At 73.7% G+C, this 19055-nt stretch carries 11 protein-coding genes and 1 tRNA gene; 9 read left to right on the forward strand and 3 right to left on the reverse strand.

The features are described from left to right. Positions 1–122: 122 nt before the first annotated feature. The 9 genes from gltX to Csp2054_RS16440 all read left to right on the forward strand — a co-directional run bounded on the left by gltX (position 123) and on the right by Csp2054_RS16440 (position 15291). A complete protein-coding gene (gene gltX / locus Csp2054_RS16400; protein ID WP_096900596.1) occupies positions 123–1634 on the forward strand; it encodes a glutamate--tRNA ligase in 1512 nt (503 codons plus the stop codon). A 6-nt stretch (positions 1635–1640) separates the two neighbouring features. Next, a complete protein-coding gene (locus Csp2054_RS16405) occupies positions 1641–2585 on the forward strand; it encodes an NAD(P)/FAD-dependent oxidoreductase (RefSeq protein ID WP_096900599.1) in 945 nt (314 codons plus the stop codon). Positions 2586–2631: 46 nt separating this feature from the next. Beyond that, positions 2632–2706: transfer RNA gene (locus tag Csp2054_RS16410), tRNA-Gln, on the forward strand. Between the two features lie 444 nt (positions 2707–3150). After that, entirely contained in the window at positions 3151–6003 is a 2853-nt protein-coding gene (locus Csp2054_RS18305) for an alpha/beta fold hydrolase (RefSeq protein ID WP_176491759.1), read from the forward strand. Between the two features lie 338 nt (positions 6004–6341). Then, positions 6342–7235, forward strand: a complete 894-nt coding sequence (locus tag Csp2054_RS16420; RefSeq protein ID WP_255252790.1) for a glycosyltransferase family 2 protein — start codon at positions 6342–6344, stop codon at positions 7233–7235. Further along, complete coding sequence (locus Csp2054_RS16425) at positions 7232–8194, forward strand: glycosyltransferase family 2 protein (protein ID WP_096900603.1); 963 nt, start codon at positions 7232–7234, stop codon at positions 8192–8194. Before Csp2054_RS16420 ends, Csp2054_RS16425 begins: the two co-directional genes overlap by 4 nt. Continuing rightward, complete coding sequence (locus tag Csp2054_RS16430; RefSeq protein WP_096900604.1) at positions 8191–11946, forward strand: glycosyltransferase; 3756 nt, start codon at positions 8191–8193, stop codon at positions 11944–11946. The genes Csp2054_RS16425 and Csp2054_RS16430 overlap by 4 nt, the downstream gene beginning before the upstream one ends. Further along, positions 11933–14362, forward strand: a complete 2430-nt coding sequence (locus Csp2054_RS16435; protein ID WP_141399307.1) for a discoidin domain-containing protein — start codon at positions 11933–11935, stop codon at positions 14360–14362. The genes Csp2054_RS16430 and Csp2054_RS16435 overlap by 14 nt, the downstream gene beginning before the upstream one ends. Continuing rightward, positions 14347–15291 carry a glycoside hydrolase family 16 protein gene (locus Csp2054_RS16440; RefSeq protein WP_096900608.1) on the forward strand — a complete coding sequence of 315 codons (945 nt, stop codon included), beginning with the start codon at positions 14347–14349 and terminating at the stop codon, positions 15289–15291. Before Csp2054_RS16435 ends, Csp2054_RS16440 begins: the two co-directional genes overlap by 16 nt. Positions 15292–15304: 13 nt before the next feature. Here the strand turns inward: Csp2054_RS16440 and Csp2054_RS16445 are convergent, their stop codons facing one another. From Csp2054_RS16445 to Csp2054_RS16455, 3 genes are read right to left on the reverse strand one after another with little or no spacing between them, the layout of a single operon-like run. Beyond that, on the reverse strand, positions 15305–16495 hold the full coding sequence (locus tag Csp2054_RS16445; protein WP_096900610.1) for a glycosyltransferase family 4 protein: 1191 nt from the start codon (positions 16493–16495) through the stop codon (positions 15305–15307). Further along, positions 16492–18057: a lipopolysaccharide biosynthesis protein gene (locus Csp2054_RS16450; RefSeq protein WP_096900611.1), complete on the reverse strand. Its 1566-nt coding sequence runs from the start codon at positions 18055–18057 to the stop codon at positions 16492–16494. The genes Csp2054_RS16445 and Csp2054_RS16450 overlap by 4 nt, the downstream gene beginning before the upstream one ends. After that, positions 18054–18989: a beta-1,6-N-acetylglucosaminyltransferase gene (locus Csp2054_RS16455; RefSeq protein WP_096900613.1), complete on the reverse strand. Its 936-nt coding sequence runs from the start codon at positions 18987–18989 to the stop codon at positions 18054–18056. The genes Csp2054_RS16450 and Csp2054_RS16455 overlap by 4 nt, the downstream gene beginning before the upstream one ends. Between the last annotated feature and the right edge of the window lie 66 nt (positions 18990–19055).

Raw genomic sequence — 19055 nt, forward strand, 5'->3', positions numbered from 1 at the left:
TGTGGGAGAGTAGGACGCCGCCGGACTCAAATGTTGGTAACACCAGGGAACCCCTGACCATGATGTGGTCAGGGGTTTCCTGCGTTCACGGGGGTTCTGTGCCCCGGTAGGCTGATGCCGTCATGACTGCACCGTTCACCACCGCATCCGGTTCCGACGTCCGTGTCCGCTTCTGCCCGAGTCCGACCGGGACGCCCCACGTCGGCCTGATCCGCACGGCCCTCTTCAACTGGGCGTACGCGCGCCACACCGGGGGCAAGCTCGTGTTCCGCATCGAGGACACCGACGCCGCGCGGGACAGCGAGGAGTCGTACGAGCAGATCCTCGACGCGCTGCGGTGGCTCCGGCTCGACTGGGACGAGGGCGTCGACGTCGGCGGTCCGCACGGGCCGTACCGGCAGTCGCAGCGTGCCGACGTCTACGAGGACGTCATCGCCAAGCTCAAGGCGTCCGGTCACGTGTACGAGTCCTTCGTCACGCCGGAGGAGATGGAGGCCCGCAACCGGGCCGCCGGCCGCGACCCCAAGCAGGGCTACGACAACCACGAGCGCGACCTGACCGAGGCGGAGCGCCAGGCCTTCCGTGACCAGGGTCGCGAGCCGGCCCTTCGGTTGCGGGTGCCGGACCGTGACCTCTCGTTCCAGGACCTCGTCCGCGGTGCGATCACCTTCAAGCAGGGCACGTTCCCGGACTTCGTCGTGGTGCGGCCGAACGGCAAGCCGCTGTACACGTTCACGAACCCGGTGGACGACGCGCTGATGGGCGTGACGCACGTGCTGCGCGGGGAGGACCTCCTGTCGTCGACGCCGCGGCAGATCGCCCTGTACGAGGCGCTGTACGAGATCGGGCTGGCGGAGTTCATCCCGGTGTTCGGTCACCTGCCGTACGTGATGGGGGAGGGCAACAAGAAGCTCTCGAAGCGTGACCCGGAGTCGAACCTGTTCCACCACCGCGCGAACGGCATGATCCCCGAGGGGCTCGTGAACTACCTCGCGCTCCTCGGCTGGTCGATCGGACCGGACCGGGACGTGTTCTCGCTCGACGAGATGGTGGCGGCCTTCGACGTGGTCGACGTGAACCCGAACCCGGCACGCTTCGACCAGAAGAAGGCCGAGGCGATCAACGGCGACCACATCCGTCTGCTCGCGCCCGAGGACTTCCGCGACCGCCTCGTGCCCTACCTCGCCGAGTACCTCTCGGTCCCGCCGACGGCCGAGCAGCTCGCCGTCCTCGACGCCGCTGCCCCCCTCGTGCAGGAGCGCATGCAGGTGCTCAGCGAGGCGCCGGGGATGCTCGGGTTCCTCTTCACCGCCGACGACGCGTTGGTGGTGGAGGACGACGCCGCTGCGACCCTCAAGGACGACGCCGCTGCGACCCTCAAGGACGACGCCGGTGCGGTCCTGGGCGCCGGCACCTCGGCGCTCGAGGGGCTCGAGGACTGGACGGCCGCGTCGATCGAGGCAGCACTCCGGTCCGCCCTCATCGACGGGCTCGGCCTCAAGCCCCGACTCGCGTTCGGGCCCCTGCGGGTCGCGGTGTCCGGGCGTCGGGTCAGCCCGCCGCTCTTCGAGTCGATGGAGATCCTCGGCAAGGAGTCCACGCTCGCCCGGCTGCGCAGCCTCGCGGCCCGGTAGGCGGCGATGACCGACGCGGTCGTGCACGACGTCGACGTCGTCGTGGTCGGAGCCGGCCCGGCCGGACTCAGTGCGGCACTGAACCTGGTCCGGGCTCGGCGGTCCGTGCTGCTCGTGGACGCCAACCGTCCTCGGAACGCCGCGACCCTGCGCTCGCACGGGTTCCTGACGCGCGACGGGGTCTCACCGCTCGAGCTCCGGAAGCTCGGTCGCGCGGAGGTCGAGCAGTACGACGAGGCGACGGTGGTGCAGGCCGTCGTCGACGAGGTCCGGCCGGAAGGCGCCGGCTGGTCCGTTCGGGGCGCCTGGCGCGGGACCGCGGTGTCGGCGACCGCCCGCGCGGTCGTCCTCGCGACGGGCCTGCGGGAAGAGTTCCCGGCGCTCCCCACCCTGCGTGCGTTCTACGGCACGTCCGTGCACAGCTGCGTCGAGTGCGACGGGTACGAGCACGCCGGCCAGGCACTGGCGTTCCTCTGCGAGACCCCCGACGTCGTCGACCGCGCGCTGCTCATCGGTTCGTGGACCGACGACCTCGTCGTCTACACCAACGGCTCGGGCGTGCTCGACGCCGCGGGACGCGAAAGCCTGCGGAGCGCCGGGATCCGGACGGACGACCGACCGGTGGCGGACCTCGAGGGGGATCGCTCCGGCCTGACCGGGGTGCGGTTGGCGGACGGGCACGTCGAACCCCGAACGGGTGCGTTCGTCCGGCCGGTGTGGCACGCGGACCTGGACTGGTTGGCCGCCGACGTCCGTCGGGACGACGAGGGCCTCGTGGTGGTCGACGGCGTCGGGCGCACCGGCGTGCCGGGGTTGTACGCGGTCGGCGACGTCACGCCGCCGGGGCCGGAGCAGCTCATCGTGGCGGCCGGTCACGGGGCACGGACGGCGGCCGCGGTCCACCGGGATCTCGTCGGTGGTCTCACGGACGCCAGAGATGCTGTACAGTAGTTGATCGTGCCCCCGGGCAACCGGAACACGAGGCCGAAGGGCCTCTTGGGGTATGGTGTAATTGGCAACACGGCTGATTCTGGTTCAGTTGTTCTTGGTTCGAGTCCAGGTACCCCAGCCACCACTTCGAAAGGCCCCCGACGAACGTCGGGGGCCTTTCCTGTCCTCTGCGGTCTCCCCGGCGACACGCCCGAACGTTCCTCCGGCCATCTCGCGGACGCCCCCGCCGGGCCAGCCCACTGCGGAGAACCGCACACCCGCCGCGGACCGATGCGGCGACCGACCGCGTGGCGGACACTGCCGGACGCACCGGACCGACACGTTGGCGACCCTGCGCCGAGGGTCGCGACCACCGATCGTCGGGCCGCCGATCCCTGCACCTGAGCGGAAGAACAGGTTCCGGCGGTGCACGGTGCCCGTGCGGCCGAGCCGAGCCGCGCCTCCTGTCCGTTTGCGGGGAACCGCACGTCGCACGCCGCCCCCTCCGGCCAGGACCGGCCGGGCCGTACCGTCGCAGGGTCGGCGCGGTCCCGTGTCGGCATCCGGAGACCACAGGGGAGTCCTCGTGCACGCAACCGCGACGACCGGCGATGCGCCGTGGCACCACGTGCCCGCGGTCGGCGACGCCGCCGACCACTCGATCCTCGACCGGTGGGACCGTGTCGTCGCGGACCACGGTGACGAACCCGCCCTCATCGAGGCCGGGGGCGACCGGAGCTTCGCGGACGTCGACCGCGCGGCCCGGGGTCTCGCCGCGGAGCTGCTGGACGCCCTCCTGGCGGACGACCACGGCGGCTCGGGCGTCGGACCCGTCCGTGGCGGCGCTCCGCGTCCGGTCGGGGTGATGGCCGGGCAGACGCCGGACACGATCGTCACGCTGCTGGCACTCGTGCGCGCTAGGCGGACGGTGGTGGTCCTCGACGACCACCTGCCCCCGGCACGCTTGGCGCACGTGGTCCGGCTCGCCGACGTCCAGGAGATCGTCGCCGCACCCGACCACCGTGAGCAGGCCGGAGCAGCGCTGGCGGCGGCGCGCCAGGACGAGCGGACGAGCGCGCACCAGGACGAACGGACGATCGCGCACCAGGACGAGCACGCGACCGCGCACACCGACGGGCACCCGGGCCGGGTGCACGACCTCGCCGTCCTCCGGGCACGAGCGGTCGACCGGCCCGCTCCGAGCGACGCCGCCCCGGCCGGGAGCGATCCGCGACCCGGGGGCTTCGACCCGCTCGTCATCGTGTTCACGTCCGGGTCGACCGGACTGCCGAAGGGCGTCGTGGTGACGCACCGCCAGCAGGTGCGGGACGCGGAGGCGCACGCGGAGGCCCTCGGCTTCGCCGCGGGGGACCGGCTCGCGATCGCGGCGCCGCTGTCGTTCACGGCGGGGATCATGTACGCGCTCGCCGGCCTCATGGACGGCGTCGCCGTGGTGGCCCTCGAACCGCGGGACCGGGGCGTCGAGGGGATCGTCCAGGACCTCGCGACGCACCGAGCCACGGTCGTGCTCGGCACCCCGCACCTGCTCCGCTCGATCACCGGCGCCGCCGCCGCCTCGGGCAGCGGGCCCCGCCCGGGCCTCACCGGACTCCGGCTCGTGGTGACGGTCGGTGAGCCGATCACGGGCACCGACGTCGCCGCGGCCCGTCCGCACCTCGGCCCGCACACCGTCCTCGTGAACGGATTCGGGGCGAGCGAACTGGCGAGCGTGGCGTTCTGCCCGGTCCGCCCCGAGGACCCGGTCCCGGAGGGCGTGGTCCCGGCGGGCGGGCCGATCGCGAGCAAGACCGTGCGCATCGTGCGCCCCGACGGCTCCGAGGCCGAGCCCGGTGAGACCGGTGAGCTCGTCGTCGTCTCCGACGGTGTGACCACGGGGTACTGGGGCGACCCGGAGCAGACCGCGGCGCATCGCTCGAGCACGCCTGACGGCACCCCGACGTGGCGGCACGGCGACCTCGCGAAGCTCGACGACGCCGGGCGGCTGGTGCTCGTCGGCCGGTCGGACGACGCGGTGAAGGTCCGCGGCTACCTGGTCGAGCCGACCGAGGTCGAGGCCGCGCTCCGCGCCGTCCCGGAGGTCGGCGACGTCGTCGTCACGGCGCTCGTCGCCCCGCCGGCGGTCACGCGGCTCGTCGCCTACGTCGTGCCCCGCCCGGGCCACCGGACGCCGGCGCCCGCCGCCCTCCGGAGGACGCTCCGCGACCGGCTCCCCGAGTACATGGTGCCGGCGTCGATCGTGCCGATGACCGCGCTGCCGCGGAACGAACGCGGCAAGGTCGACCGCTCGGCCCTGCCCGGCGCGCCCGTCGTCGAGACGGTGATGACCGAGTCCACGCACGACCAGTGGGAGCTGGTGGTCGGGCAGGTCTGGGCCGCGGTGCTCGGCCTGTCGGGGGTGCCGCTCGACGAGGACTTCGCGGCGCTCGGCGGTGACTCGCTGTCCGCCGAGGAGATGCTCGCGGTCGTGCACGAGCGGCTCGGCGTCGACCTGCGGGCGTCCGAACTGCTCGAGCACCCGACGCTCCGGCAGTTCGCCGCGCGCGTCCGGGCCGGTACCACGGCACTGCCGAGCCACCCCGACGTGGTGAAGGTCTCCACCGCACGGGAAGCCGGCCACCCGCCCGTGTTCTGCCTGGCGGGCGGGGGAGCGCTCGCCCTGACGTTCCTGCCGCTGTCGCGCCACCTGCCCGAGCACGACGTCTACGCCTTCCAGCAGCACGGCCTCGAGCGGCGCGGACTGCCCGACTGGAGCATCGAGCGGAGCGCCCGTCGCTACCTGGCGCTCATGCGCGTGGTGCAGCCGCGCGGACCCTACTTGCTCGTCGGGCACTCGCTCGGGGGTCTGGTCGCGCTCGAGGTGGCCCGACTCCTGCACGAGGCCGGTGAGCAGGTCGCGCACCTCGCCCTGCTCGACTCCTACCTGCCCCGCACGAAGTCCGAGCAGGCCCGACTCCTGTTCAGCCGGATGGAGGCCCGTCCGCCGCGGAACCGGACCCTCCGGGTCCTCCGGCAGGGCGTCGACCGCGTCGCGAAGCGGGTGATGCCCGCGGGCGTCCCGTACGGCGCGCAGGCCGCGAAGCGCTTCCGGGCGTACACCGCCGGGGTCGTCCGGTACGGCGGGCAGAAGGACTTCGACGCGTTCTTCGACCAGGCCGAGATCGTCACGAGGCGACACCACCCGAGCCCGTTCGCCGGTCGGTCGACGTTCGTGCTCGCCGACGCGAACCCGGACGCCGACGGCTGGGGCGCCCTCCTCGTGGGGCAGACGCAGACCGTCCGGATGGCGTGCGAGCACACCTCGCTGCTGCGGGAGCCGCACGTCGCGGAGCTCGCGACGGCGCTCCGCGCCGCGTTCGCGACGGCGCTCCGCGCCGCGTTCGCGACGGACGACGTCGCCGACCCCACAGCAGCGGTCTGAGCCGTCCCAGCGCGACCCCCTGACGGCCGGGAGGCACGTGCCGGCGCCGGCACGCGCCTCCCGGCCGTCGTCGTGGCGGGGTCCGCGAGCGCACCCCGCGACCGCTTGCGGGTTTCCGTATCCGCGACCGGGGGTCCGCAAGCGGACCCCCGGCGCATTGACCCTCCCGCCCGGCCCGGCGAGGGTTGGAGCACGGTCGGGGGAGTACCCACCCCCTCCGTGCTCCCGGCGGCGTCGTACCCGCGCCCCTGCCGGACAGCGGCACCGTCCCGCGGCGCCGACTCCACGTCCGAGAACGCACCGAACACTGCAACCTGAACCCGACAGGAGCACGTCCAATGCCCGCCACCACCGTCCGACCGGCAGACCCCCGGGTCTCCGTCGTCATCCCGGCACGGAACGAAGCCCGCAACCTCGAGATCATCCTGCCGAAGCTGCCCCCGGTGTACGAGGTGATCCTCGTCGACGGCAACTCCGTGGACGACACCGTCGCCACGGCCCAGCGGCTCATGCCGGACATCCGCGTCGTGCACCAGACCCGCAAGGGCAAGGGCAACGCGCTCGCGTGCGGCTTCGAGGCCGTCACGGGCGACGTCGTCGTCATGTTCGACGCCGACTGCTCCGCCGACCCCGACGAGATCCCGAAGTTCGTCCAGGCGCTCCGTGACGGCGCCGACGTCGCCAAGGGCACGCGGTACGCCCACGGCGGCGGCAGCGACGACATCACGATCATCCGCAACCTCGGCAACCGCGGGCTCAACGTGCTCTGCAACGCCATCCTCGGCACGCGGTACAGCGACCTCTGCTACGGCTACAACGCGTTCTGGGCGGACACCCTCCCGGCGATCGCGCTGCTGTCCTCGACGCTGCCGAAGCCGACCGACGGCTCGATGCTGTGGGGCGACGGGTTCGAGATCGAGACCGTGCTGACCTGCCGCTGGTCCGCCGCGGAGCTCCGCATCGCCGAGGTCGGCAGCCACGAGAAGCTGCGCGTGCACGGCTCGAGCAACCTCAACGCCGTCACCGACGGCATCCGGGTCCTCACGTCGATCATGCACGAGCGTCGTCGCGCCTCAGAGGCGAAGACCCGCGCCCGCATCGCCGCCCGTGCCCGCACCGCCGCCGTGCTCCCCACCCCGCCGGTCTCGCCGGTGGACGCCCCCACCGGGGAGATCGCAGCGCCGGGCGTCACGCCCGCCGTCGCCCGCGCCCTCGACGGGGACCGCGCGTGACGAGCGTCGCGGTCGTCATCTGCGCCTACACGCAGCTGCGCTGGGGCGACCTGCAAGACAGCGTCGAGTCGGCGCGCCGCCAGCCCGAACAGCCCGAGGTCGTGGTCGTCATCGACCACGAGCCGGAGCTGTACGCCCGGGCGAAGGCGCGCTGGCCGGAGCTGCGGGTCGTCGAGAACACCGAGGACCGCGGGCTCTCCGGCGCGAGGAATACCGGTGTCGCGCTGACCGAGGCCGACGTGGTCGCGTTCCTGGACGACGACGCAACCGCCGACGCCGACTGGCTGGGCCACCTGCTCGCCGCGCTCGACGACCCCGAGGTGGTCGGCGTCGGCGGTCGTGCGACCCCGTCCTGGCCGACCGCGACCGGTCGCGGCCCGTACTCCGACGAACTGCTCTGGATCGTCGGCTGCAGCTACGCCGGACTGCCCGAGACCGCAGGCGACGTCCGCAACGTGATCGGGTCGAGCATGGCGTTCCGTCGAGACGCGATCCTGCTCGCCGGGGGCTTCCGGTCCGGCATCGGCCGGGTCGGCAACCAGCCGCTCGGCTGCGAGGAGACGGAGCTCTGCATCCGCCTCGCGCAGGTCCGACCGGGCTCACGGATCCGTCACGAGCCGCGGTCGAACGTGTCGCACCGGGTGTCCGCCGACCGGGTCACCATGCGGTACCTGCGCCGCCGGAGCTACTACGAGGGCATCTCGAAGGCCGTGCTGAGCCGACGCGTCGGCACCGGGGACTCCCTCTCGAGCGAGTCGACGTACCTGACGCGCGTCATCCCCGGCGCGATCGCGCGCGAACTCCGCGCCGTCGGTCGGGGCGGAGCCCGTCGGGCCGGTGCCATCGTGCTGTCCGTCGTCGCGACCGTCACCGGCTACGCCGTCGGTCGGGTGCTCGGCGGCGTGGTCGTCTCCGCGCCGGTGAGCCAGCCCGTCCGCCAACCGATCGGGACACGATGACCAGGACCACCCTGACCCGCGTGCTCCAGCCCGTCGTGGAGCGCACCCTCGCCCCCACCTGGGACGGAGCCGTCTGGATCGGCCAGGTGGACCGCGCCGACCTGCACGGCGCCGGGCACCGCGAGGCCGTCGGGCTCGCCGGTGCCGAGGGCTACCGGCGGGCTCGTCTGCTCGTCCGCGACCACGGCGAACCGCTCGGGTTCGTCGAGGTCGACGTGACGGACCGACGCCGCGCCGGCCCCTCGGTCGAGCTCCGCTCGCTCGAACGTGCCGTCCGCCACATGCCCTCCCCGGAACGACGTCCGGCCGCTGATCAGGCGTTGCCGTCCGTCACCGTGGTGCTGTGCACGGACGGGGACGCAGGGGAGACCATGCGGTCCGTCCTCGCCTGCGACGGGGTCGACCTCGACGTCGTCGTGGTCTCGAGCGGCGCCGACGGCGAGGGGCGGACCGCCATCGCCGGACGCACCGTCACGACGATCCCCGCGCCGTCCGGTGGCCTCGCCGCAGCGCGCAACGCCGGACTCCTCGCCGCGAGGGGTGACGTCGTCGCGTTCCTCGCCAGCGGAGCCGTCGTCGACGAGGACTGGGCCCGTGCCGTCGCCGAGGCCTTCGCTGCGGACGAGCAGGTCGCGTGCGTCACCGGCCTCGTCCCGACGGCGGAGATCCGCACCCCCGCCCAGCGGTGGCACGACGAGCACACCCCGGCGGGTCGCACCGTCCGCCGCAGGGTCCTGCGCCTCGACGACGAACCCGACGACGCGCCCCTGCACCCCTTCGCCGCAGCCGCCTACGGCAGCGGCGCGAACCTCGCGGTCCGCCGCCGCACCGCGCTCGGGATCGGCGGCTTCGACACCGCCTTCGGCCCCGGCACCCGCGTCGGTGGCGGCGACGACCTCGACCTCTTCACCCGACTGCTGTTCGCGGGCCACGCGATCGCCGTCGAACCGGCCGCCATCGCCTGGCTGCGTCCCGCCGACGACACCTCGTCGCTGCGACGGACCGCCGCAGCGCACGGCCACGGACTCGGAGCCTGGATGACCAAGAACGCCCTCGACCGCGACACCCTGACCGCGTCGATCGACACCGTGCCCGAGGCGATCGGCGCCCTGGCACGGCTCGGCCGGGAGCAGGGGGACCCGGTGACGGACCTGCCTGGGACGTCGGGTGCCCGCTCGGCGTCGGCCGCGGACGGCTCCGCGTCGAGCCGCCGGGGTGCGGTCGACGGAAGCACCGGTCCGGCGGCTGCTGGATCGGCGGTCGCTGGTTCGGCGGTCGCGGGTCGAGGGGGTGCTGGTCCGGCCGCGGGCGGTCCGTCGGTCGTCGGTCCGGCGGGTGCTGGTCCGGTGGTCGCTGGTTCGGCGGTCGCCGGATCGGTGTCGGCCGGTTCGGGCGCGGCCGGTTCGTCCGCGGCCGTGCAGGCCGAGTGGGCCGGTACGACCCGCCGGCTCCGCAGGGTCGAACAGCGGTCGCTGCTCTCGGCACCCTTCCTCGCGCTCGCCGAACGGATGCGCGGCGGCGGCACGATCGACCGGACGCGGCACGGACGGCACGAGCTCGCCGCTGCCGCCGCACCCGCACCCACGTCACACGACGTGATGGGCCCGGGCGCCCGGATCGCGGCCGCCGCACTCGTCGTCGTGACCCTGCTCGTCGCCGCGGTCGGCACCGTGCTGCAGGTGCCCGTGGTCCGCGGCAGCGCGATCGGCGTCTTCCTCTTCGCACTCCTCGGGGTCGCGCCCCTCCTGCTCCTCCGATCGATGCACCTCGCCCGGTTCGCGCTGCTCGCCGTCTCCGGCTCGCTCGTCGGCACCATCGCGATCGGCTACACGATGGCGACCCTGCACCTCTGGGCACCCGCCGTGCCGTTCGCAGCGGTGGTCGTCCTGACCGCCGGCTGCCTCGCCGCCGTGGTCCCACGCGACCTCCGCGACCTGCACCGCCGTCGTCTCGAACGTGCCGCAGCCGGAGTGCCGACGCACTGGCGGTGGACGACCGGCCGTGTGGTGACGGCACTGTCGGTGGTCGGCCTCGGCACCGTCGCGGTGACCGCGGTGACGCACATCGGCGACCCCGTCCGCGACGGCCTCTTCGGCTCGCTCGGCATCGGACTGCCCGTCGGGCTCGCGATCGTCGTCGTCGCCGCGGTCGTCGCGCTCGTCCGCGGGACGGCCCTCGGGGTGCCCGTGGTCGTGCTCGGCGGCTCGATCCAGCTCGCGCAGGCCATCACCTACGGCATGCCGACGGTGATGGCCGCGGCCCGCCACATCGGCGTGCTCGAGTACATCCGCCGCTTCGGCGGCACGGACCCGTCCGCCGACATCTTCCAGACGTGGTCCGGGCTCTTCGCCGGTGGCGCGTGGGTCGCCGACGTCGGCGGGATCGTCAACGCGATGACAATCGCCGCCTGGGTGCCGGCACTCCTGGCCTTCGTCACCACGATCGGGGTCGGCGTGCTGGCGGCGCACTGGCTGCCCGGACCCCGCCGCCCGTGGATCGCAGCGTTCCTGACCGCGATGACCGGTTCGCTCAACACGACGTACTTCTCACCGCAGTCGACGGGCATCCTGCTGTCGATCGCGATCCTCGTGCTCGCCACCGGGCCCCTCACCCGGGCGACCGTCACCGGGCCCGACGAGGAACCCGTGTCCGTGCTCCGGCCCCGTACCGTCGGGCTGTCGCGGGTGATCGCGATCGCCGCCATCAGCATCGTCCTCGCCGTCACCCACCAGATCTCGCCGTACCTGACCGTCGCCGCGCTCGTCGTGCTCGTCGTGTTCCGCCTGCTCCGGCCGTGGTGGATCCCCGTCGTCGTGCTCGTCCCCGCGGTCGTCTTCGCGTTCCTCAACGGCAGCATCCTCGACAAGTTCCTCTCGCTCGCCGCCGTCGGCCGGGTCCTCGACAACGTGCAGCCGCCCGCGCACGACATGACGGTGCTCCCGAAGCCCCTGGTCACCGCGCTCGCGTTCGACGTGCCGGCCGCCACGCTCGTCGTGCTCGGACTCGCCGCGGTCCTCACCGTGCTGCTCCGCCGCGACCGGGTCCACTGGGGCCTGCTCCTCGCCGCCGCGAGCCCGATCTCGTTGCTCGTCGCGACGAACTACGGCCAGGAGGGCATCTTCCGGGTCGTGCTGTTCGCCACCCCGTGGATCGCGATCCTCGCAGCGGGCCTGCCGATGCCCGGCGGTCGTCTCGCCTGGGCCGGACGTGCCGTCGGGACGATCACCCGCCCCACCTCGGTCCGGTTTGCGCTCGCCGCGGTCGGCATCGCCGCTCTCGTGGCCGTCGGGTCGTTCGGGCAGACCGCGCTCGACTGGAACCGCGTCCCCACCCGGAGCCAGTCCGCCGCGACGCAGTTCTACGACGCCACCGCGCCGAAGGGTTCGATCATGCTGCTCACGGGATCGGCGAACGCCGTCCCGAGCAACACCGGAGCCCGCTACTTCGACGTCGGCTACCTGTCGCGTGAGGCGTTCGGCGACTACCCGAGCGGCACCGACTACGACGCGGCGGCGGACGTCTCCGACGTGACGCGGAAGCTCGTCAGCACCTGGTCGGCCACCAAGTACTACGCGCTCGTCGCCGAACCGTTCGGCGCGTACGACGAGCGCTACGGCTACCAGAGCGACGCGGACTACCAGCAGCTCGCGGCGGCGATGGCCCGCTCGCCGTACTGGAAGCCCGTGTGGTCGTCCGGCACGACCGTCGTCTACGAGCTCACGACCGAGGGACTCCGTCATGGCGCGAAGTGATCGTCACCACCGGACCCTGCTCGTGGTCGCCGCGCTCGCCGCGGCGGTCACCGGCGTCCTCGGCACCGCGGTCGCCGGGCAGCCGGCCGTCGCGGCCGTCGCGGCCGGCGACCCGGTCGCCGGGGTCGACTGCAGCGCCGGTCGCGTGATGAGCGTCATCGCCCACCCCGACGACGACCTGCTGTTCCAGGGCACCGACCTGCAGCGTGACCTCGCGGCGGGCCGCTGCGTGCGCACCGTCGTCGTCACCGCGGCCGACGCCGGTTACCCGATGTGGTACTGGCGGGAGCGTCAGGTCGGCCTGATGGCCGCCTACGCGAGCATCCTCGGGGTCGACCCCGCCACGACCACGACCACGATCACGGTCGCGGGCAAGCAGGTGCAGCTGGACACGCTGACCGCCGCGCCCCGCGTCAGCCTCGTGTTCCTCGACCTGCCCGACGGCAACCTCGAGGGCAACGGCTTCTGGGCGACGGGCTACACGAGCCTCCAGCAGCTGTACCAGGGGTACATCCCGACGCTGAGCACCGTCGCCGACGCCCCGGACCCGGCGCAGTACACGCTGCCGCAGCTGCGCTCGGTGCTCTCGGGCCTGCTCGACGAGTACTCGCCGACCGACGTGCACACGCTCGACTACTCCGGCCGGTACGGGGACGGCGACCACAGCGACCACCACACCGTGGCCTACCTGACCGACCAGGCCCAGCAGCAGTACGCCGGCGCGCACGGCTTCACCGGGTACCTCGGCTACCCGATCGCCGACCGCCCGACGAACCTCACCAGCGCCCAGGTCGCCGCGAAGTCCGCGGCGTTCTTCACCTACGCCGCCCACGACGACCAGACGTGTGCCACGTGGGAGGCGTGCGCGCCCCGACCCGAGTCGTCGTGGTTGACCCGCCAGTACACCGTCGGACAGGCCGACCCCGCGCAGCCGACCGACCCGAGCGTCCCGGGCGGCACCCGCACCGACGTGACCGGCTCGGCGACGGTGACCGCGAGCGCGGACAACCCGGCCGACGGGCAGACGGCGGCGAAGGCCGTCGACGGTGTGGTGTCGGGCTACCCGGCGAACCCGTCCGCCGAGTGGGTGGCGCCGAACGGTCGCGCGGGCACCTGGATCCAGCTCGGCTGGTCGACCGCGAAGACCCTCTCGTCCGTCGACCTGGCGGACCGCCCGAACAGCGCGGACCAGGTGACCGGTGGAACACTGACCTTTTCGGACGGGTCGAGCGTGACGGTACCGGCGCTGGCGAACGCCGGCACGCCGCAGCAGATCTCGTTCACGCCGCGGTCGGTGACGTGGGTGCGCTTCACCGTGACCTCGGTGAGCAGCTCGACCCAGAACGTCGGACTCGCGGAGATCCGTGCCTACACGTCGGACTCCGCGACCACGCCGACCGCGTCCGACCTGACCGGTTCGGCGACCGTGACCGCGAGCGCGGAGAACCCGGCCGACGGGCAGACGGCGGCGAAGGCCGTCGACGGTGTGGTGTCGGGCTACCCGGCGAACCCGTCCGCCGAGTGGGTGGCGCCGAACGGTCGCGCCGGCACCTGGATCCAGCTGACCTGGACCGGCGCCATGACGGTGACGGAGGTGGACCTCGCCGACCGGCCGAACACCGACGACCAGGTCACCGGCGGGACCCTGACGTTCTCGGACGGTTCGAGCGTGACGGTGCCCGCGCTGCCGAACGGCGGGACGGTGCAGCCGGTCACGTTCGCGGCACGGTCGGTCACGTGGGTGCGCTTCACGGTGACGTCGGTGAGCGCATCGACGCAGAACATCGGTCTCGCCGAACTTCGGGCGCTCGGGACGACGTCGACGGCCACGCCGACGCCGACGCCGACGCCGACGCCGACGCCGACGCCGACGCCGACGCCGACGCCGACGCCGACGCCGACGCCCACGCCGACCCCGACGCCCACGCCGACCCCGACGCCCACGCCGACCCCGACGCCCACGCCGACGCCGACCCCGACCCCGACCCCGACGCTCCGTGACGTCACCGCGTCGGCGACGCCGATCGCCAGCGCCGACAACCCCGCGGACGGCCAGACCGTCGCCAAGGCGGTCGACGGCGTCGTCTCCGGCTACCCGACGAACGCCTCGGCCGAGTGGGTCGCCCCGAACGGCCGTGCCGGCACCTGGATCCAGCTGACCTTCCCGTCCGCGGTGGCGCTGCAGCGCATCGAGCTGCACGACCGCCCGAACTCGGTCGACCAGGTCACCGCAGGGACGCTGACCTTCTCGGACGGCACGAGCGTCACCGTCGGCTCCCTGCCGAACGCCGGGACGACGAAGAACGTCGACTTCACCAAGCGGACCGTCACCTGGGTCCGGTTCACCGTGACGCGGGTCTCCTCCGGGACGGTCAACGCTGGCCTGTCGGAGGTGCGCGCGTGGGCGATCAGCTGACCGCCGACGCTCCCGCGGACACCGTCCGTCCCGGCGCGGAGCTGTCCGGTGACGCCGCGGCAGCGCACGGTGCAGCGCCCGCACACGGCGCCGGTCTCGCCCGTCACGGTCGGTCGCGTGCCGCCCGGTCGCGCCGGTTCCCGATCGTGGTCACCGGGCTCGCGGTCGGCGCGGCCCTGGTCGCAGCCGCCGTGACCGGGACCCCGCACGGCAGCGGCGTCGACCCCAGCGGCGTCACGATGCCCACGAGCGCGGGTGCCGGTTGGCACCGGGTGTTCTCGGAGGACTTCGCCGAGGACACCCCGACGGGCGGGTTCGAGTCGCGGTACGCCGACCGGTTCTCGGTCTACCACGGCTTCTCCGACACAGCGGGCACGGGCCGCTACTCCGCGTCCACGCTCACCGCGCACGACGGCGTGCTCGACATGCGGCTCCGCACGACGGCGGAGGGCACACCGCTCGCCGGCGGCATCGTCCCCCTGGTCGACGGCACCTGGGGCGGCCAGACCTCGGGACGCTACACGATCCGGATGCGCAGTGACGAGGTCGACGGGTACGGGGTCGCGGTGCTCCTCTGGAGCGACGAGAACGTCTGGGCCGACGGCGAGGTCGACTTCCCGGAGGGGGCGCTCGGTGCGCCCGCGTGGCTGAACGTCCACTGCCTCGGCGCGCCCGAGGAGAAGTGCATCCACCAGGAGACGGCCGCGTCGCTGGCCGACTGGCACACGTACACGATCGAGTGGACCCCCGAGCGGATGACGTTCTCCGTCGACGGTCGCCGGATCGAGTCGACGACGGAGGACATCCCGACCGCCCGGATGCACTTCGTCGTGCAGGCCGGCTCGCTCGGCGGGGTGCCGCCGAAGCGGTCGGACGGGTCGCTCGTCGTCGACTGGATGACCATCGACGTACCGGCTCGCAGCCGCTGACGCCGGTGCACGCTCAGCGTCGGGCGTGCGCCTCGAGCGCCGCGAGCAACGCCTCGACGTGGGGCGTCCGGCCGTAGCGGGTGGCCACCCACTCGCGCGCCCGCGCACCGAGCGACGGGTCGTGCGCGGCCTCGTCGAGTGCCGAGACGATGCGCTCGGCGAGGGCGTCGGCGTCGGTCGGGTCGACGGTGAACCGGTGCCACTCGCCCGAGAGGATCTCCCCGGTCCCGCCGGAGGCCGCGGCGACGACCGGCCGCCCGGTCGACATGGCCTCGACGACGGTGCGCCCGAAGCCCTCCGGCTCCACCGAGGGCACCACCACGAGGTCCGCGGCGTGCAGGACCGTCAGGACGTCGTCGCGCTCCGGCGCCAGGACCACGGAGCCCTCCGGCAGCGCGTCGACGGCGCGTCGGACGGCGTCGGCCTCGTCCGTGTAGAGCGCGCCGGCGAGCACGAGCACCGGGGACGGCGCTGCCGGGCCGGCCGCGGGTGCCGAGGTGACCCGGTGGCGGACGCGGCTCGACTCGAGGACGCGCCCCCATGCCTTCAGGAGGGCGACGACCCCCTTGGAGCGGCTGAGACGACCGTAGTAGAGGACGGTCGGCACGCCGTCGGCGATGCCGAGCGCGGCGCGGGCCGCGCTCGCGTCGGCTCGCGTCGGCGGCGGGAAGTCGGCGGGGTCGACACCGTTCGGGACGACCGTGATCCGGTCGCGCGGTGCGCCGGCGGCGGCCCAGGCGTCGGCCATCGCACCGGACACGGCCAGGAAGCGGGTCCGGCCACCGGCGATCGGGCCGAGGCGACGGTAGTTCGGGGCATGGTGCAGGTGCACCGCGAGCGGCACACCCGACACGGCGGAGACGACCCGGCCGAACGGCAGGTACTCGGGTCGGTTGAGCCACAGCACGTCGGGTCGCGACCGGCGCAGGCGGATCCCCTGGCGGACGAAGCGGAGCGTGTCGGCCACCGCCGTCCTGATGCCGAACCGCGGGTCGGTGGCGATCTCCAGGCCGACGCCGAGCCGCTCGAACGCGGGGAGCCCCTCGCCGGCGCGGGGGAAGACCGGGTCGCGGTGCCACACCGTGACCCGGTGCCCGGCGGCGACGAGCTCCTCGGTGTCCTCCAGGACGCACCGTTCCAGACCGCCGATGATCGCGAGGCCCCCGGTGAGGAGTCCGATGCGCAGGGAGCGGTGCGGGGTCATGACGTTCCTCCTCGAGCGGCACGGAGACGGCGGACGAACCAGGGCAGGCACGCGACGACACCGGCCGCGCGCACCACGTTCCAGAACACGTCCTGCGGGACCAGCAACGACCCGGCGGCGACGGCGAGGGCCAGCACGACCGGGAGCACCACGCGGAGGCCCGGCCCGCGCCACTCGCGGCGGTCGGGCAGGGCGGCCAGCTGCAGAGCTGCGAGCACCGCGTAGGCGACGACCGTCGACACCGCGGCGCCGACCAGGCCCAGCCACGGGACGAGCACGAGGTTCGCGCCGATGTTCACGGCGCCGGCGACGGCGGCGATCACCCCGACCGCCACGCCCCGTCGTTCGACGACGAGCAGTCGGCCGGTGGCACCGCTGGCCACGACCGGCAGCGCGGTGACGGCGACGACGAGGACGACGACGGAGAGCTCCTGCACCCGGTAGGACGCGGGCGCCAGGATCGGCAGCGCGACGGGCGACGCGAGCGTCACGGCGAGGAGGACGGGGGCGAGCATGCGGTACAGCTCGTCGCGGGAGTGCATGGCGAGCCGTCGGCGGGCCGCGGCGTCCCGGAGCGCGGCGAAGTGCGGGGCCCACGCCTGGTTGGTGAACGTCAGCAGCAGGATGACCGCGGACCCGACGACGTAGGCGATCTGGTAGCGGGCGACCTCCTCGGGGCCGAGGATCCGCTGCACGACGATGCGGTCCCCGGCGTTGAGGACGAAGTACGACAGGTTGCCGAGGGCGATCGGGACCCCGAGCCGGAACGCGCGAGCCGTCGTCCGTCGGTCGAGCAGCCCCGACAGCCGCGGACGCACGGCGACGATGCCGATCACCATCGCCACGCCCTGCGCCACGACCCCGCCCCACGCGTACGTCGTGGCGTCGGCGTGGACGAGTTCGAGCAGGACCAGGCCGATGATCGACCCGCCGACGGACGAGAGCAGGCTCGTCACCGCGAACACCCGGATGCGGTCCTGCGCGACCAGCAGCGCCAGCGACAGCTGCACGATCGCCGCCGGTCCGGTCCAGAGCACCGCGACGAGGAGCAGCGGGTGGTTGCCGACGAAGCCGGCGGCGTCCGCCCAGAGCGGGATCGTCCCGATGGCGACGAGGGCGACCACGGTCGCCGTGAGCATGCCGACCGCCAGCAGCCCGCGGGCCCGGCGGTCGTCGCCGTCCTCGGCGCGCTGCAGCACGGCGGCCTGGTCGAGCCCGGCCACAGCGAGCACGCCGAGCGCCTGGTACAGGGCGATCGCGGACGCGAGCACCCCGAACTCGGCCGGTGGCATGAGGTGCGCCAGGACGGGGGAGATGAGCGACGAGACGACGAGCTGCATCGACCAGACGACGACGTAGAGCAGGCCGCGGCCGAACAGGACGCTCGAGCCCTTCCGGACCGTGGCACGGTCGTCGGTGTCGGCGGACGTCGACCCCGGCGCGGTGTCCGCATCGACGGTCGACCGACCTCGCCGCGTCGCCCGCAGCTCCTGCGCCTCGCGAGCGGCGCGCGCCTGGCGCCGGGTCGTCGCGACGCTCCCGGTCGACGGCGGGACCGTCACGGCGTGACCACCGGGTCGACGGTGCCGACGTCCGGCCGGGCACCGAGCGCGGAGCCCGCCCGCAACCCGAACGCCGCGTCGACCAGGTCGAGCAGATCGGCGCTGCGCTCGGTCGAGAACTTGCGCGCGAACAGCTGCGGCACGTCGACCCCGGGCAGCGTCCGACGCTCGAGCAGCCGGCCGGCATCGGCGATCGTGAGCCACGGCGGGCTCTTCCGCGCCGAACCGTCCCAGCCGATCCACCACAGCGACTCGGCCACGTGCTCGTGCTCGAACCCCGGCGTCAGCGCGGGGGAGCGGAGCACCGACGGCACGAACGTCTCGTCGGCGATCCAGGTCCGACGCCAGAAGCGGACCAGGTCCGGCCGGGTGTCGACCGTCCGGACCACGGCCTCCGCGTGCCGTCGCGCCAGGACCTTCAGCTGTGACCCGCCGGCGAACACGACGCCCTCCGGCAGCCGGCGTGGGATCGGGACACGTACCATGTGCTTCCGCCATGCCCAGTGCGGGTAGCGGATCCGCGGCTTGCCCCCACCCCGACCCCACTCGGCGTACGGCAGCGGGTGCGCACCGATGAACGACACACCCTGGTGCCGGTCGAGCAGCTCCGCGACCTCGGCTGCGTTGCCGAGCGGGTAGTCGCTCCCGGTGAGGACCGCGACGTGCGTGGCGTCCGTGCCGGCCAACGCCGCCCGGTACCCCTCGACCTCGGCCGCGACGTTCTCCCACTTCGCCCACCCGGTCCGGATCCGCGGCAGCAACCGCACCCGGTCCGGCAGGCCGGCCGTCATCGCCGCGAAGACCTCGTCGGGGGTCCGCGCGTCGCAGTGCAGGAACACCGGGAACGGGTCCAGCGCCTCGATCAGACGGCGGACGTGCACCGGGTCCTCGTGGGCGAGGACCACACACGCCACGGCGGGGGAGATGGCCATGGACGCGACGCTACGTGCGGCCCGCGGACCCCGACAAGGCGGCCTCGGGCCGGGTGCGGGGAAGCG

Source organism: Curtobacterium sp. 'Ferrero' (assembly GCF_002412165.1).
Lineage (GTDB): Bacteria > Actinomycetota > Actinomycetes > Actinomycetales > Microbacteriaceae > Curtobacterium.